Source organism: Mesorhizobium sp. 43Arga, assembly GCF_053714255.1.
Window position 1 is genome coordinate 216,269 of the sequence record NZ_JBSKBO010000004.1, and the last position, 15,016, is coordinate 231,284.

General features: G+C 62.1%; 15 protein-coding genes. 6 read left to right on the forward strand and 9 right to left on the reverse strand.

Annotation, left to right across the window (positions count from 1 at the left end; all coding sequences use genetic code 11):
• Positions 1-11: 11 nt before the first annotated feature.
• The 9 genes from ACWGS8_RS16625 to ACWGS8_RS16665 all read right to left on the reverse strand — a co-directional run bounded on the left by ACWGS8_RS16625 (position 12) and on the right by ACWGS8_RS16665 (position 8,966).
• The gene (locus ACWGS8_RS16625) at positions 12-947 is read right to left on the reverse strand and encodes a substrate-binding domain-containing protein (RefSeq protein WP_454581950.1); all 936 of its coding nucleotides are present in this window, start codon (positions 945-947) and stop codon (positions 12-14) included.
• A gap of 387 nt (positions 948-1,334) precedes the next feature.
• A complete protein-coding gene (locus tag ACWGS8_RS16630) occupies positions 1,335-2,492 on the reverse strand; it encodes a fumarylacetoacetate hydrolase family protein (protein WP_454581951.1) in 1,158 nt (385 codons plus the stop codon).
• Between the two features lie 155 nt (positions 2,493-2,647).
• Positions 2,648-3,502 (reverse strand): aldose 1-epimerase, encoded by an 855-nt coding sequence (locus tag ACWGS8_RS16635; protein WP_454581952.1) that lies wholly within the window; start codon positions 3,500-3,502, stop codon positions 2,648-2,650.
• Positions 3,489-4,244 (reverse strand): SDR family oxidoreductase, encoded by a 756-nt coding sequence (locus ACWGS8_RS16640; protein WP_454581953.1) that lies wholly within the window; start codon positions 4,242-4,244, stop codon positions 3,489-3,491. The genes ACWGS8_RS16635 and ACWGS8_RS16640 overlap by 14 nt, the downstream gene beginning before the upstream one ends.
• Positions 4,245-4,259: 15 nt before the next feature.
• On the reverse strand, positions 4,260-4,991 hold the full coding sequence (locus ACWGS8_RS16645) for an ATP-binding cassette domain-containing protein (protein ID WP_454581954.1): 732 nt from the start codon (positions 4,989-4,991) through the stop codon (positions 4,260-4,262).
• Between the two features lie 3 nt (positions 4,992-4,994).
• Positions 4,995-5,972 carry an ABC transporter permease gene (locus ACWGS8_RS16650; RefSeq protein WP_454581955.1) on the reverse strand — a complete coding sequence of 326 codons (978 nt, stop codon included), beginning with the start codon at positions 5,970-5,972 and terminating at the stop codon, positions 4,995-4,997.
• A 78-nt stretch (positions 5,973-6,050) separates the two neighbouring features.
• A complete protein-coding gene (locus ACWGS8_RS16655) occupies positions 6,051-7,028 on the reverse strand; it encodes a substrate-binding domain-containing protein (RefSeq protein WP_454581956.1) in 978 nt (325 codons plus the stop codon).
• Between the two features lie 25 nt (positions 7,029-7,053).
• Positions 7,054-8,256, reverse strand: a complete 1,203-nt coding sequence (locus tag ACWGS8_RS16660) for a mandelate racemase/muconate lactonizing enzyme family protein (protein ID WP_454581957.1) — start codon at positions 8,254-8,256, stop codon at positions 7,054-7,056.
• Positions 8,253-8,966 (reverse strand): FadR/GntR family transcriptional regulator, encoded by a 714-nt coding sequence (locus tag ACWGS8_RS16665; protein WP_454581958.1) that lies wholly within the window; start codon positions 8,964-8,966, stop codon positions 8,253-8,255. Before ACWGS8_RS16665 ends, ACWGS8_RS16660 begins: the two co-directional genes overlap by 4 nt.
• Positions 8,967-9,069: 103 nt before the next feature.
• On the opposite strand from ACWGS8_RS16665, the gene ACWGS8_RS16670 reads away from it, so the two are divergent.
• The 6 genes from ACWGS8_RS16670 to ACWGS8_RS16695 all read left to right on the forward strand — a co-directional run bounded on the left by ACWGS8_RS16670 (position 9,070) and on the right by ACWGS8_RS16695 (position 14,921).
• Positions 9,070-9,975 carry an SMP-30/gluconolactonase/LRE family protein gene (locus ACWGS8_RS16670; RefSeq protein WP_454581959.1) on the forward strand — a complete coding sequence of 302 codons (906 nt, stop codon included), beginning with the start codon at positions 9,070-9,072 and terminating at the stop codon, positions 9,973-9,975.
• Positions 9,976-10,173: 198 nt separating this feature from the next.
• A complete protein-coding gene (locus ACWGS8_RS16675; RefSeq protein WP_454581960.1) occupies positions 10,174-11,058 on the forward strand; it encodes an ABC transporter permease in 885 nt (294 codons plus the stop codon).
• Positions 11,055-11,876 carry an ABC transporter permease gene (locus ACWGS8_RS16680; protein WP_454581961.1) on the forward strand — a complete coding sequence of 274 codons (822 nt, stop codon included), beginning with the start codon at positions 11,055-11,057 and terminating at the stop codon, positions 11,874-11,876. The genes ACWGS8_RS16675 and ACWGS8_RS16680 overlap by 4 nt, the downstream gene beginning before the upstream one ends.
• 25 nt (positions 11,877-11,901) lie before the next feature.
• Positions 11,902-12,969, forward strand: coding sequence for an ABC transporter substrate-binding protein (locus ACWGS8_RS16685; RefSeq protein WP_454581962.1), 1,068 nt, complete (start codon positions 11,902-11,904; stop codon positions 12,967-12,969).
• 268 nt (positions 12,970-13,237) lie between these two features.
• Positions 13,238-13,846, forward strand: a complete 609-nt coding sequence (locus ACWGS8_RS16690; RefSeq protein WP_454581963.1) for a cupin domain-containing protein — start codon at positions 13,238-13,240, stop codon at positions 13,844-13,846.
• Positions 13,836-14,921: an ABC transporter ATP-binding protein gene (locus ACWGS8_RS16695; protein ID WP_454581964.1), complete on the forward strand. Its 1,086-nt coding sequence runs from the start codon at positions 13,836-13,838 to the stop codon at positions 14,919-14,921. The genes ACWGS8_RS16690 and ACWGS8_RS16695 overlap by 11 nt, the downstream gene beginning before the upstream one ends.
• Positions 14,922-15,016 lie beyond the last annotated feature (95 nt).

A 15,016-nucleotide genomic window follows, 5' to 3' on the forward strand; every position in this document is an offset into this window, starting at 1 on the left:
GGGATCGCGGTTTATTTGCCGGACAGGATCTTGTCGTAGACGCCGGCGGTGTCCTTCTCGTAGAGCGCGCCGGTGATGACGTTGAAGCCCGGAGGAATGCCTGACGCTGCCATGTTGGCGAGCGACAGCGCGACATAGCTGGTCGCCTGCGGGTCCTGCCACTGGCCGGCATTGACGTAGCCGTTCAGCACTTCCTGGGTGGTGTCGAGCGAGTTGCCCCAGCCGACAACAGGGATTTCGCCCGGCTTGACGCCGACCTGGTCGAACACCCGCTTGATCGAGCCGGTGACGAGGTCGCCCAGGCCGATGATGGCGTTGACCTTGCCCTTGTGGGCGGTGAGGTAGTCGACCATGCGGTTGATCACCTCGGCCTGGTCGAGCGTCGCCTCGGTCACTTCATAGGTGATGCCGAGCGGCCCGAACACGCTCTTGATGCCCTCCTCTTCCTGGACGCCATAGGTGGCGCCGGGGACCTCGACCGGCATCCAGACGAAGTCGCCCTTCTTCACCAGGCCCTTGTCGACCAGATACTGCGCCCAGTGCTTGCCGAAGGTGACGTTGTCGCCGCCGACATAGGCATTGAAATTGGCCTTTGGATCGGGCGTGTTGAAGTTGATGATCGGGATGTTGGCCGCGCGGGCTTCCTTTACGATCTCGACGAGGCTGCCCGGATCGGGGCTGGTGGTGACGATGCCGTCGGCCTTGGCTGACAGGGCGGCGCGAACCGCTTCCTGCTGGGAAGCGACGTCGCCATTGTGGAACGAGGTGTTGACGGTGTTGCCGGTATCCTTGGCCCATTGCTTGGCGCCGGCCAGGAAGTAGGTCCAGACCGGGTCGGCCGGGCCGCCATGCGAAATCCAGTAGAAGGTCTTGGCCTGCGCGGCTGCCGGAATGAGCGTCAGCGCGACCAGCAGGCCGTAAAGCACAAGTCTCAGTCTTGTCAGCATTTGATTTCCTCCCGGTTGAAGATGATCCGTCTCTTGTTCCGGCTTCAGCCGGATTTGCGTCGTTGCCAGCGCCGCCCGGATGCCTCAGAGCATTCCCTTTTTCGACGGATGGCAAGCCTCCATCTGCAGATGTAGTTGGCGTCTGACGCGGCGCCATCAACGGTCCCATCAGATTGCATCAGTCGGGGTGATTTTTTCCGGGGGCGGCCGGATGATTGGTGGCGAGGCTCAGCCGAGCCGATTGTCCCCGATGTGTCCGGGCTGCCAGTGGCGCCGCAGTCGGATTAGTCGGTCGATCGCCAACGCAAGCACGACCAGGGCACTGGTGGTGAAGGCGGCCCAGATGGCATCCACGCCAAGCAAGGTTATGGCGTTTTGGACAGGTTCTTAGATAAGATCGGCCTTCGCCAGGTCGCGCATGAGATGGCTGGCGCCGTAGGTCCAGTGCGGACAGTCGGGCGACAGCCGCACCCGGTTGACCAGCGCGCCGAATTTTTCCGACGAGATGGTGACGATGTCGCCGACCTTGTGGGTAAATCCCTTGCCCTTTTCGCCGCGGTCCTTCGATGGCACGAACATGGTGCCGAGATAGAGCGCCAGTCCGTCCGGATATTGGTGGTGCGGACCCATGGCGGCGGCAACCAGCTCTTCCGGCGAACGGCTGATCTCGGCCATCGAGCTTGCGCCCTCCAGCGAGAAGCCATCCTCGCCCTCGACCTTGAGGCGCACCACGGCGCGCTTCACGTCGTCGATCGAGAAGGTGTCGTCGAACAGGCGGATGAAGGGTCCAAGTGACGCCGAAGCATTGTTGTCCTTGGCCTTGCCGAGCAGCAGCGCGGAGCGCCCTTCGACGTCGCGCAGATTGACGTCGTTGCCGATGGTGGCGCCGACGATCCTGCCGCTTGAGGCGGCGATCATGGCGATCTCTGGCTCCGGATTGTTCCACGTCGACACCGGGTGCAGGCCGACATCGGCACCGAAGCCGACCGAGGCCATCGGCTGGCACTTGGTGAAGATCTCGGCATCGGGGCCGATGCCGACTTCCAGATATTGCGACCAGGCGCCGCGCGCGATCAGCTTGGCCTTGATCTCCATCGCTTCCGGCGAACCGGGCTTGAGCTTCGACAAATCATGGCCGATCAGCCCGGCAATGTCGGCGCGAATGGCGTCGGCCTTTTCCGCCGAGCCGCGCGCCTGTTCCTCGATCACCCGTTCGAGCAGGCTGACGACGAAGGTGACGCCCGACGCCTTGACCGCCTGCAGGTCGACCGGGGAGAGGAGACAGGGCTTTGCCGGATCGCGCGTCACCTCGAAACTGTTGGCCGCGATGTCGTCGAGCGAGCCAATCGGCTTGCCTTTAGCCGAGCGCACATGCCCCGCCGGATCGGCCATCTCGCAGATGTCCCGCACGGTCGGTGCCGCGCTCGACGTGATGTCGAACACGGTGCCGTCGCGAACCGCGACGACCAGGGGATGGGGCACATCAGGTGATCGAGCGCGGCCGAGAAAGACACCATCGTCAGGCAGAAACGTCTTGTTTGTCATTGCACTCTCGTCATTACGCAGGATGGTTCACTGTTATGCGCATGGCCTCTTCAAGTCGACACGCCCTGAAGCAGCATGGGCCGGGCGACAGACGATCAACGGAAAGGGCCTTTGCCACCATGTCACTGCACCGCTTCGCGAGTTCCGATTTGGCGCTACAGCTCATCCCAACGTAACCGCAAATGCGCGCTTGTCGATCCGCCTTTTTCCAGCGTGGTCAGGCCGCTGCCGTGATGGGCGTCCACCGCATGTGAAACGGGTTCGAAGCAGAAGAACTCAGCGTCTCGTGCCGGTGAGTAGAGGATGAAGACATTCAGCGAGGGCGATGCCTCGACCGTGACGACGATAGCGTCATCCGGCTGGATGATCGAGGCGTGCCCGTTCCAGCCTTCGAAGGCATTGTTGACCCAGGCATCGGGAAGCGGCGCGGCTTGCGAAAAGTCCCAGTCCGGCCGGGAGGCTAGCGGCACCACCCCCGTCGGCAGGTGTCGTTCGTCCTCCAACCAGACACGGTGCGCCGATGCTTGGAGCAGCGTGCGCGGGCGGCGCGGAAACCAGGGGTGGAAACCGAGCCCGTAGGGCAGGCGTATGGCGGCTCGGTTCTCGACGGCCAGCACGGCGGATAGCGTGCCTTCCTCCAATGCATAGCGGACGCTCGCACGGTAGCGATAGGGTCCGATCGCCCCATCCTCTAAAGCCAGCTCCAATTCAGTGCCGGTTCGCTTCGGCTCGCCTTCGACATGGGGCTCTATCGCGTGGAAGCGCCCGTCGAACTCGAAGCCTCCACCGGAAACGCGGCTTGACCAGGGAAGCAACAATTGAGACCCGAACTTCAGCAGCCCCCTCGACGGCTCAAGCAGAGGCGTGGGTGTTCGGCCGGGGCGGAGCGCGTCGTAGCGCAGGATGGCAGCGCCCTCGCAGAGGCGCACCACAAGGCTTGCACGCCCATCGGCAAGTTCGATCTCATCGCCATTGGTCATCGAAAAGCCGCTACGGCTACCATCCGCCATCGATGCTGATGTTCTGACCGCTGATCATGGCCGAGGCCGGGGAGACGAGGAACAGCACGAGATCGGCGATATGCTGCGGCTCGATGCGTCGCTTCAGGCTTTGGTTGGTAAGGATCCAGTCATTGTATTCCTTGAGCCGTTCTCCGAAGACGCGCTCCTCTGCCTCGGAAACGACGGCGCCTGGCGATACCGCGTTCACGGTGATGCCGTGTGGTCCCAATTCCCGCGCCAGTGACTTGGTGAGTCCCAGCATGGCTCCCTTCGAGGCCACATAGGGCACGTAGCCGTCCCAGCGGCCGTTCAGCGTCACCGAGCAGAAATTGACGATCCTGCCCTGGCCCTTCTTCTTCATGCCAGGGGCGCAGGCACGCGCCAGCGCGAAGGCGGCTGATGAATTCACACGGATCTGGTCCTCGTACTCGCCAAGTGAGAAATCCTCGAACGGACGGTTGATGATGAGCGCCGCGTTGTTGATCAGAATGTCGATCGTGCCTTCTTCGTCGGCGAGCGCCTTGGCCGTTGCCTCGGCTTCAGCCAACTGGTTCAAGTCGCAACCGACATAGACGATCGTACCCTTGCTTGCCGCCGCCAGTTCCGCTGCGATTCCGGGGCCTTCTGCATTCTCCGGTCGGTCAAGCAAAAGCACGCGCGCGCCAGCGCGAGCAAGCGCGGCAGCCTGGGCGCGGCCGAGCGAGCCCAGACCGCCGGTCAGGAGCACAACTTTACCGGAAAGGTTCGCCATCACCGTTCCCGCTCCTCAAAGCACGTTGTGAACTTCATCGATGGAGGTTTCCTCGATGCGCTTGTCGAGCACGACCTCGCCGCGCGCCATCGCGACCACGCGATCACAGCAATCGAAAACGTGATGCATGTTGTGGCTGATGAAAACGCCGGTCACCCCTTGCGCCTTCAATCCACGTACAAAGCCGATGACCTTGCTGGTCTCCTTGACCGAAAGGTGATTGGTCGGCTCGTCGAGGATCATCACCTTCGATTTGAAATGCATGGCGCGCGCGATGGCGACGCCCTGCCGCTGGCCGCCTGACAGTTCACCGACCAGTGCGTCGGGCGAGCGCAGATGCAGGTCGACATTGGCGATCGCCTTGATGCTTTCGCTGCCCATCTTCTTTTGATCCAGGACGCCGACGCCGAATACGGAGAACAGCGTCGGTTCGCGGCCGATAAACAGGTTCCTGGCGATCGACATGGTGGGGACCATCGAATTGTACTGGTAGATGGTCTCGATACCAAGGTTCATCGCGTCGCGCGGCCTGGCGATCCGCACCGGTTTGCCGTCGACCAGGATCTCGCCCTCGTCGGCGGTATGGACGCCTGACAGAATGTTGATAAGCGTCGATTTGCCGGCACCGTTGTCACCGACCAGCCCAAGTGCCTCGCCGCGCTTCAGGTCGAGGCTCACGCCCTTCAACGCATGGACGCCGGAATACCATTTGTGAAGATTGCGGACGGAGATGATTGCATCTTCCATGACTCAGCCCTCCATCTTGATCGCCTTGGCGCGCTTGCGCATCCAGGCATTGGCGACAACGGCGAAAATGGTCAGGAAGCCGATCGCGAATTTGAACCAGTTCGCGTCGACATTGGAGAGCACCAGCCCGTTGTCGATGATGCGGATGAGGATTGTGCCGATGATGCCGCCAGCGACAGTACCGATGCCGCCTGCGAGCGAAGCGCCGCCGATAACCGCCGAGGCCACCGCCTGGAGTTCCAGGCCTTCGCCGATGGAAGGCAAAGGAGAGCCCAGCCTTAGCACTTGCAACATGCCGGCGAAACCCGACAGCGTCGAGCAAAGCACGAAGCATGCGAGTTTTACTCTCGCTGTCGGAATGCCCATCGAGGCGGCAGCCGGGTGGAAGCCGCCGGTGGCCTTTATCCAGTTGCCGAAATTGGTTCTGGAAAGCATCAATGACGTCAGCAGGGCAATTCCCGCAAACCACAGGAACGACATGCGGAACATGTTTCCGGGGCCGACGAACGAGGTGAACAGCCAGTTCGGAAGATCGGCGGGAAGCAAGGGTGGAAACCCACCTGAGACGACGATCGTCAGTGACCGGGCGATGAAAAGCATGCCGAGCGTGGTGATGAAGCTCGGGATCTCGAACCAGATCGTTACATAGCCGTTGATAAATCCGATCAGCGCGCAAACGACAAGCCCGGCCAGCAAGGCAAGTGGGAAAGGCATCCCTTCGACCATGAGGACCGCCATGCACATCGGCATCAGTGCAAACACCGATCCAACCGACAGGTCGAATTCGCCGCTGATCATCAGGATCGTGACGCCGATCGCGACGAGGCCCGTTTCCGGCAGAATGCCGAGGATGCCGCGAAGGTTATCCTGGTTGAGGAACACGCCGTTCGAGCGGATCTCGAAAATCACCACCAGAAGCACCAACAGGATCAGTCCCGCCAGTTCCGGCTTTTCCAGATAGGTCTTGAAGAGGCGTTTCAAGGCAGGCTCCAGGAATTCGAGGCAAGGGACCACCCGGCAGTGCGAACACCGCCGGGTGAACACGTGGCGCGCGTGGGCTTAACGCAAACCTTGCGCGGAAAGCGTCATGATCGCGTCGGCCTGATCGGGGCGTACGATGCCTTGACCCGTATCGATGTCGGAGGGTGCCAGGCCTACCTTCTTGTTCAGGTAGGCTTCCATGACAGGCATGAAGCCCTGCATGTAGGGCTGTTGGTCCACCAAAGCCTGGACGTAGCCCTTCTGCATCTGCTGCAGGACTTCCGGCACCAGATCGAAACCGCCAAGGAGGACCTTGCCCGGCGTGACGCCGCGGTCCTGCAGCGACCGCGCAACGCCCGCGCACCAGAAGCCGGTGTCGAAATAGGCTGTGGTGTCGGGATGCGCATTGAGATAGGCGCCGACACGATCGGACGTGATCGCAAGGTCCGTTCCGCTGTCGATCCGCTCCCATGAGACCTGACGGTCGGGGTGGCCCGCCTTGTACTCTTCCAGGAACTGCATCACGCCTGCGCCGCGGCTTTCGGACCAGTTCTGGCCGGGTGCGGAAATGCCGACCAGAACCTTGATTGGCCCCTCTTTCGGGAAGCTCTCGGAAATCGCCTTGCCGAGCGAATGGCCCGCCGGCTTGAAACCTTGCCCAATGAAGGCCTGCCGTGCATTGCCCTTGGCGCCTTCGGTGTCATCGACATTGACGGCAATCACCAACACACCGGCATCTCGCGCCTCCTTGATGACGTCGTCGAACGCCTTGTTGTCGACAATCGAGGTCAGCAGGGCATCCGGCTTGGCCGCAAGCGCGGCGCGCATGTTGGCGAGTTGCTGCTCGACCGAGCCTTCGGTCTGGGTGAAAATCATGTTGCACTTGGCCTCGACCTTGCCGCAGGCATCGTCAAAGCCCTTCTTCACCGCCTGCCAGAAGGTATTCGAGGCCGACGAATGGTGCGTAAAGACGATGTTGAGCCCGTCGGCACTGGCGACGGAAGGCCCGGCAAGCAGCGTTGTGGCGAGCAAAAGCGTTGCAGTCAGTCGTTTCATTACTAATCCTCCCGTTGAGTGTCCTTCAGATGTCCGCCTTGTCGGAGACGCGGCGATGGACGGTGTAGGCTCGGCCGAGGTCGGGATTGAGTTCCAGCCCGAGGCCGGGGCCAGGCGGCACGGTGATCATGCCGTCCTTGACTTCCGGTAGCGCGGTCACGAGGTCGCGGTACCAGGTCCTGTAAAATGCCCGCACACTCTCCTGGACGAGTGCATTGGGCGCGTTGAGGGACAAATGCGTGGATGCCGCCAGAACCACCGGCCCGGTGCAGTCGTGCGGCGCGACCGGCAAATGCCAGGCCTCCGCCATCGCAGCGATCTTGCGTGCTTCGGAAAGCCCGCCGCACCAGGAAATGTCCAGCATGACGATGCCTGCGGCGCCGGTCTCCAGAAGGTCTCGGAATGCCCAGCGACTGCCCAAGGTTTCCGACGCCGAGATCGGTGCCGGGCTCGCGGCCTCATAGCGCTTGAGATCGGCGAGGCTGTCCATGCGGATGGGATCCTCATGCCAGTACGTGCCATAAGGTCCGAGCGCCTTGGCGATCTTGATCGCTGGCAACAGCTGCCACATGGAGTGGAATTCGACCATGATGTCGATCTTGTCGCCGACAGCTTTGCGGATCTTCTCGAAAGGCTGCAGCGCGGCTTTGAGGTCGGTGGCAGTGACGTCTTGCCCCCGGCTTTTCTCGGCGGCCTGGTCGAACGGCCAGATCTTCATGGCCGTGATGCCGTCCTGAAGCAACTCCGCCGCCAATTCGTCGGCGCGGTGGAGAAACCCGTTCAGGTCGTCGTACCCTTGCCTTGTGCCGAGACCATAATTCGCGGTGGTCTGTCCCTTGCCGTCCTTGATGTATTCGGTGCCGGCGCAGGTGTTGTAGGTGCGGATGGACTGGCGCGAAAAGCCTCCCAGGAGCTGCGCAACCGGCTGGTTCATAGCCTTGCCGAAAATATCCCAGAGCGCGATGTCGAAGGCGGAATTGCCGCGGACTTCGACTCCGCTTGAGCGGAACCCGAGATAGCCAACCAGGTCCGCGGAAAGTAGATCGATCTGCAGTGGATCGCGGCCGATTACGCGTGGCGCGACATATTCATGGACATATTCCTCGACCGTGCGGGCCATGAAGAAGGTTTCGCCAAGGCCGGTGATGCCCTCGTCGGTATGCACCTTGATCCAGAGCAGATTGGGCCGCTCTTCGATACGAATGGTCTCAAGCGAGCGGATTTTCATGCGATCCCCGCATCGACCAATGCCTTGACGCTTTTGTCGAAATGCGCGGCCATATGTTCGGCGGCGAGTTGCGGGTTCCCCGCGATGATTGCCCGAGCAATATCTGTGTGCCCCTCGATCATCTTGATCTGCTCTTCCTCGGTTGCACGCGTACGCCAGCCGATCACCCAGGTGCGTCGAGTGACGCCGCTGAAAGCGTTGATGATCAACGAAAACACCGGGTTGTGAGAGGCCCGCGCGATCGCTTCATGGAATGCGATGTCGTGTTCCATGACGATTTCGGGCGCACGGTAATTCTCGCGCATCAGCTGGGCGCATTTCTGTATTTCAGCCGCCTCTGCGTCGGTCCGCCGGAGTGCAGCGAGCGCCACCGTGCGCATTTCGATGGTACGGCGCACATCATAAACCTGCTGGACGCTGATCTGTTCGGTCGTGACGCCGTGCTCGATCACCATCGACATGGCGCCAATGTCGAGCTTGGCAACGCTGGCGCGCCGACCAGCGCTCATGTCGATGAGGCGCATCGCCGACAGCGACCGAAACGCCTCGCGCACCACCGTCCGCGAGACACTGAGCTTGCGGGTCATGTCGGCTTCACTGGGTAAGAGATCGCCAGGGCCAAGGCCTTCAACGCGGATGTGTTGGGTGATGGCCTGAATGGCGGCACTCACCAGCCCGGGATTTGTCTCTATGTCGCCATCGCTTACCATTTGCCCAAACCTGTATGACAAGTTTTCTTGAAATGTGTATATCTCTGTGAGATCTTGTCTGTCAATAGCGGCTGACTGCGCGACAGTTGGGAGGGGAAGGGTAGTGGATAGCGAAGAAAAACAACCAGGCTTCGTGTTTGATGCCCAGGATATCGTCGGTGAGAGCCTGCTCTGGGACGAGAACAGGAAGACACTGATCTGGGTGGATATCATCGGGCGACGCATCCATCAGCTCGATCCGGTTACTCGCGATCACCAGAGTTGGCAGACACCGGACCTCGCAACCTCGATTGGCCTGCGCAGAGACGGTGGCGCGATCGTCGGGCTCCGAAAGGATGTGGCTCTGTGGGATTTCGGAGAAGCCTTCACGACGATCGCGACGATCGAACCGGACAGCCCTGACACACGGTTGAATGAGGGCGTGGTCGCCCCGGACGGCTCGTTCTGGGTCGGCACTATGGAAAACAACATCGACCCCGACGATCATCCACGCGATATTTCGCGAGATGCGGGGCGGATCTATCGCGTCGACACAGCCGGCATTGTCGAGGCGCTCAGTGCCGATCGCTTCGGCATCACCAACACGATGGTCTGGACAGCGGATAATGCCTTCATCACGGCAGACACGACCAGGAACCGGATCTTTCGCTATCACTGGGACAAGGTGCAGTCGCGAATAACCGACAGGCGCCCTTTCTTTTCGGATTTTCCTCGCGGCCTGCCGGACGGGTCGTGCATGGATGCGGAGGGCTATGTCTGGAACTGTCGCGTTGCGGGGGGCGGCTGCCTGGTCCGTATTTCACCTGACGGAGTTCTGGACAAAGTGGTGGAGTTGCCCTGCAGCTGGCCCACGAGCTGTACCTTCGGCGGCGAGAATTTCGATATCCTCTTCGTCACTTCGGCGCGGTTTACCATGAGCGAGGGACATTTGCGGGCAAGCCCGCAAGAGGGCGGGTTGTTCGCGGTGCGCCCAGGCGTTCGAGGCACACCGACCAAACGGTTCGGATGAGATGACCTGACTGAGGCGGCCGAGAACGGCAGGCTTGCCAGGTCGGCTACCGCCTTTTCGACCATTCCGGGCAAAGCCCAAGCGTTCCGGCAATCGCTGGAACGTTGATGGCGACCAATTCACGAAAGCCGGATTCTGCTTGACAGTTTCACGAATATGAAAAACTGTTAGCCAATTTCAAATTTGGTGGGCAGGTCGATGTCGGCCTTATTTGCAGCACAAGCGCCAGACGCCCGGTCTTCATCGGGCTTCCGGCTCGCCATGCTGTTGCCGGGGGCGCTGGTCACATTCCTGCTGATCCTGTTCGCGCTCGGCCTGGTGCTGTTCCTCGCCTTTCGCGGCAATGACGGCTCCCTGCTCGGCGTTGGGCTGACCGTCGATAATTTCGTCACCGTGGCTACCGATCCGCTCTACTGGACGGTGACGCTGCGCTCGCTGGTCATTGCCGGCCTGGTGACATTGGCAACCGTCGTCACCGCCTATCCCGTCGCCTACTACCTCGCCTTCCACGCCGGGCGGCGGCGCGGCCTGCTCTTGTTCCTGGTGACGCTGCCGTTCTGGACCAGCTATCTCCTGCGCGTCTTCGCCTGGAAGATCGTGCTGGCCTACAACGGCGTCCTGAACTCGGCGCTGATCGAAAGCGGAATCTGGTCGGAGCCGACATTGGCCTTCCTCAACACGCCGGCGGCCGTGGTCGTCACGCTCGCACACGCTTACGCGCCCTTCGCCATCCTGCCGATCTATGTGGCGCTGGATACCATTCCGAAATCGCTGCTCGAGGCTGCCTCCGACCTCGGTGCGCGGCCGTTCACCGCGTTCCGCCGCGTCGTGCTGCCGAACTCCATGCCGGGTGTATTGGCCGCCGCGCTCGTCGTCTTCGTGCCGACGGTTGGCGACTATGTCACGCCGGCCATGGTCGGCGGCCCGGCCAGCACCATGATCGGCACGCTGATCCAGTCGCAGTTCGGCAAGGCCAATGACTGGCCGTTCGGCGCAGCACTTTCGGTCTGCGTCATGCTGGTCATCCTCCTCGTGGTGCTGGCCGCGCGCGGCGCCGACCGCAGATTTGGCAGCCGCACATGAAGGTAGAACGCGCCGGCACGAAACGCGATGGCCGCTGGCTCGGCCTCTACGTGCTTGCCTATCTGGTGTTTCTTTACCTGCCGGTCCTGCTGATCCCGCTGTTTTCCTTCAACGATTCCATCCAGGCGGCGTTTCCACTGCAAGGTTTCACGCTGCAATGGTACCAGACGCTCTACGGCAATCCGGCGCTGTCGGGCGCGCTCGCGAACAGCCTCGTCATCGCCACTGTTGCCGCTTCCGGTGCAACACTGTGCGGCATCACCGTGTCCTATATGGACCTCTACGGCCGCTCGCCGCTTGCCGCCACCATAAGCGCAATCGCTCGGCTGCCGATCCTCATTCCCGGCGTCATCGTCGGCATATCGCTGCTGATCCTGGTCAACCTCATCGGCCTCGGGCCATCGCGGGTCGCCATCGTGCTCGGCCACATACTGGTGGCATTGCCGACGACCGTGGTCGTCATGCGGAGCCGTTTCGCCGCCATCCCCAGGACGGTTCGCGAGGCGGCGCTCGACCTCGGCGCCTCCGACTGGACGACGTTCCGGCGGGTCATGCTGCCGCTCAGCCTACCCGCCGTGCTGTCGGCCTTCATGCTGGCCTTCCTGATCTCCTTCGACGAATTCATCGTCGTCTTCTTTCTCGCCGGCACCGATCCGACCCTGCCGCTCTACATCTGGAGTCAGCTGCGCTTCCCCCGCTCGCTGCCGACGGTGATGGCGCTGGGGACGGTGATCCTGGGCGCATCCTTCGTCATCGCCGGCACCGCCGAGATCCTGCGCCATCGCGGGCTCGGCGCCACGCGCCGCAATAGAGCCTGACCATAACAATGAGAGGAGAACGAAAATGGCATTTCTGAAATCGGTAACCGGACACAACGCCCGCGCCGGCCTCGCCGCATTGGCGCTCGCACTGTCTTCGACCGTGGCGCTGGCCACTGAGAAGCTGCAGTATTTCACCTGGTCGGGCTACGAACTGCCCGACTTCAACAAGAGCTTCCTCGCCGCCCACCCTGATGGCGTCGAGGCCTCGATCTTCGGCGATGACGACGATGCGTTCACCAAGGTCAAGGCCGGCTTCCGCCCTGACATCGCGCATCCCTGCTACGACAAGGTGGCGCGCTGGAACAAGGAAGGCCTGCTGCAGCCGATCGACACCAAGCGCATCAAGAATTGGGATTCGATTTTCCCGGTTTTCAAGAACCTGCCCGACCTGCAGGCCGGCGACGGCAAGGTGTGGATGGTGCCGTGGGACTGGGGCAATACCTCGATCCTCTACCGCACCGATCTCGTGAAGAACCCGGAAGCCAGCTGGAACCTGCTTTGGGACAAGCAATATGCCGGACGCATGGCGACGATCGACGCCGTGCACGACACGCCGATCGTCGCAGCACTTCTGGCCGGCGTGAACCCCTTCGACATGACCGCGGAACAGATGGACAAGGTCGCGGCAAAACTGCGCGAACAGCGCCCGTTGCTGTCGAGCTACACCACGGACATGACCTCGGTCGAACAGGCGCTGGCCAGCGGCCAGCTGGTCGCCGCCATGACCTGGAACGCGTCGGCCACCTCGCTGAAGAAACAGGGCGTGCCGGTCGAGTTCATGAAGCCCAAGGAAGGCATGCTGACCTGGGCTTGCGGCTTCGTCATGCTGAAGGACGCCAAGAATGTCGATCTCGCCTATGACTTCATCAACAGCCGGCTCGACGCCGATTCGGGCAAATTCCTGATCCAGTCCTACGGCTATGGCAGTTCGCTCAGTACCGCCTTCGCCGGCGTGTCGAAGGATGAGCTTGAGAAGCTGCAACTGCCGTCCGATCCCGAGGTGATGCTGAAGAGCACAATCTTCACCGGGCCGATGAAGCAGAACGACGATATGGCGAAGATGTTCGAGAAAGTGAAGGCTGGCGGGTAAGCTGCGGCCCTCCCTTCTCCCCCTGTGGGGTGAGCAGCCGGTTCGCGTAAGCGAATTCATCGTGCCAGTGGCACGATGAAAGGCCGACGAACGCCGGGACGCCGCGAAGCAGCGGGGACCCGGCAGGGTAGATCGGCTACCGCGCCCGGCCCTTCGCAGGCCCAGGGCGTTCGAAACTCGAAAAGCCAAGCAATTGGCTTTTCGTTCGCTGCGCGAACCGTTTCTCACCCCACAAGGGGAGAAGGAAGAAGCAAACGAGGACGAATGCATGGACATGCTTGACGAAGCCGCCGAAAAAACCAGGGACGATGCCGATGTGCGCGTCGGCCGGCGCGTGCGCGCGCTGCGGCTGGAGCGGCGCCTGTCGCTGGCCGAACTGGCGGCAAAAGCCGGCGTGTCGATCGGTGCGCTGAGCCAGATCGAGCGCGGCATGTCCTCGCTGCGCGTCAAGGTGATCTGGCCGCTCGCCGCCGCACTCGACATCGAGCCTTCGGCGCTGATTGCCGATGGCAACGAGGCCGTCAACGATCTCTATTGCGTGCGTGCCGACAAGCGGCGCTCCATTCCGGTGAAGTCGGAAGGCATCGCCAAGGCGCTGCTGTCGCCGCCGGGCGCGACGCTTACCGGCATGCTGGTAACGGTGGAGGCCGGTGGCGGCACCGCCGAAGCCTACGCCCATGCCGGCCATGAATTCGGCCTTGTGCTTTCAGGCGAGGTCGAACTGGTGGTGGACTCGACAAGATACGGGCTGAAGACCGGCGACAGCTTCGCCTTCAAGAGCACGCTGTTGCACGCTTTCCGCAATCCCGGCGCCGAGCAATGCCAGATCCTGTGGGTCAACACCACAAAACCCTCCGAGGTTCGCGATGGCGCCTGATCCACTTGTCCGGCTGCAGGCGGTCTCCAAGGTTTTTCCAGGCGGCATCGTCGGGCTCGATGCCGTCGATCTCGACATTGTCAGCGGCGAGTTCATCACGCTGCTTGGACCTTCGGGCTGCGGCAAGACCACCAGCCTGCGCGTCATCGCCGGCTTCGAAAGCCCGTCGAGCGGCAAGGTCTTGCTCGACGGCCGCGACATTACCGCACTTCGACCCTTCGACCGGCCTGTCAACACCGTGTTCCAGGATTACGCGCTGTTTCCGCATATGGACGTCGCCGATAATGTAGGCTTCGGCCTGTCGCTGCGAAAACTGTCGGGTACCGAGCAGGCAAAGCGGGTCGGTGAAGCCCTCGAAATGGTCGGTCTCGCCGACAAGCTTCGCGCCCGTGTCTTCGAACTCTCGGGCGGCCAGCGCCAGCGCGTGGCACTCGCCCGCGCCATCGTCTGCGAGCCGCGAGTGCTCTTGCTCGACGAACCGCTATCGGCGCTCGACGCGCATCTGCGCGAACAGATGCAGGTCGAGTTGAAGCGGCTGCAGTCGCGGCTCGGCACCACCTTCGTCATGGTCACCCACGACCAGACCGAGGCGCTGTCGATCTCCGATCGCATCGTCGTCATGAACAAGGGCCGCATTGAGCAGATCGCGCCGCCGGCGACGCTCTATGACCGGCCTGACACAAAGTTCGTGGCGAGCTTCATCGGCACCATGAACCTGCTGCAGTCGCGCTTTGTCGGCCGCGATGGCGATCGTTTGCGCTTCGCTGCCGGTGCTCTGCCGCTGGAGGCTACTTCCGAAACCGGCCAGTCACCCGGCGAAGGCGAGGTGCGCACCATTGGCGTGCGTCCGGAGGATTTGCTCGCCGCCACCGAGCCGACAGAAGGAACCGCGCCGGCGCGGGTGAACAGCATCGTCTTCCACGGCCGTACCTTGCGGCTGCATGCCGAACTGGGGCAGGGGTTGCCGGTGGTAATCGATGCGCCGCGCCAGGCCGAGGGGTTCCAATTCAGCGTCGGCGACGTTGCGTATGTCAGCCTGCGCCGTGGCGCCAACTGCCCCATGCTGCCGAGTTAAGCCTCACCCACCTTCGCGGGGTTGCTGCACGCTGCGGGCGGGGCAGGTCTGATCGACGTGTGAACAAACGACCATGGAATTAAGTAGGAATTGAC

What these genes read in the sequence shown, in the direction of transcription:
- ACWGS8_RS16655 (WP_454581956.1), bottom strand. Translation starts at nt 7,028, where the DNA reads ATGAAACGACTGACTGCAACGCTTTTGCTCGCCACAACGCTGCTTGCC.
- ACWGS8_RS16695 (WP_454581964.1), top strand. Translation starts at nt 13,836, where the DNA reads ATGGCGCCTGATCCACTTGTCCGGCTGCAGGCGGTCTCCAAGGTTTTT.
- ACWGS8_RS16635 (WP_454581952.1), bottom strand. Translation starts at nt 3,502, where the DNA reads ATGGCGGATGGTAGCCGTAGCGGCTTTTCGATGACCAATGGCGATGAG.
- ACWGS8_RS16645 (WP_454581954.1), bottom strand. Translation starts at nt 4,991, where the DNA reads ATGGAAGATGCAATCATCTCCGTCCGCAATCTTCACAAATGGTATTCC.
- ACWGS8_RS16625 (WP_454581950.1), bottom strand. Translation starts at nt 947, where the DNA reads ATGCTGACAAGACTGAGACTTGTGCTTTACGGCCTGCTGGTCGCGCTG.
- ACWGS8_RS16675 (WP_454581960.1), top strand. Translation starts at nt 10,174, where the DNA reads ATGTCGGCCTTATTTGCAGCACAAGCGCCAGACGCCCGGTCTTCATCG.
- ACWGS8_RS16690 (WP_454581963.1), top strand. Translation starts at nt 13,238, where the DNA reads ATGGACATGCTTGACGAAGCCGCCGAAAAAACCAGGGACGATGCCGAT.
- ACWGS8_RS16630 (WP_454581951.1), bottom strand. Translation starts at nt 2,492, where the DNA reads ATGACAAACAAGACGTTTCTGCCTGACGATGGTGTCTTTCTCGGCCGC.
- ACWGS8_RS16660 (WP_454581957.1), bottom strand. Translation starts at nt 8,256, where the DNA reads ATGAAAATCCGCTCGCTTGAGACCATTCGTATCGAAGAGCGGCCCAAT.
- ACWGS8_RS16640 (WP_454581953.1), bottom strand. Translation starts at nt 4,244, where the DNA reads ATGGCGAACCTTTCCGGTAAAGTTGTGCTCCTGACCGGCGGTCTGGGC.
- ACWGS8_RS16685 (WP_454581962.1), top strand. Translation starts at nt 11,902, where the DNA reads ATGGCATTTCTGAAATCGGTAACCGGACACAACGCCCGCGCCGGCCTC.
- ACWGS8_RS16680 (WP_454581961.1), top strand. Translation starts at nt 11,055, where the DNA reads ATGAAGGTAGAACGCGCCGGCACGAAACGCGATGGCCGCTGGCTCGGC.
- ACWGS8_RS16665 (WP_454581958.1), bottom strand. Translation starts at nt 8,966, where the DNA reads ATGGTAAGCGATGGCGACATAGAGACAAATCCCGGGCTGGTGAGTGCC.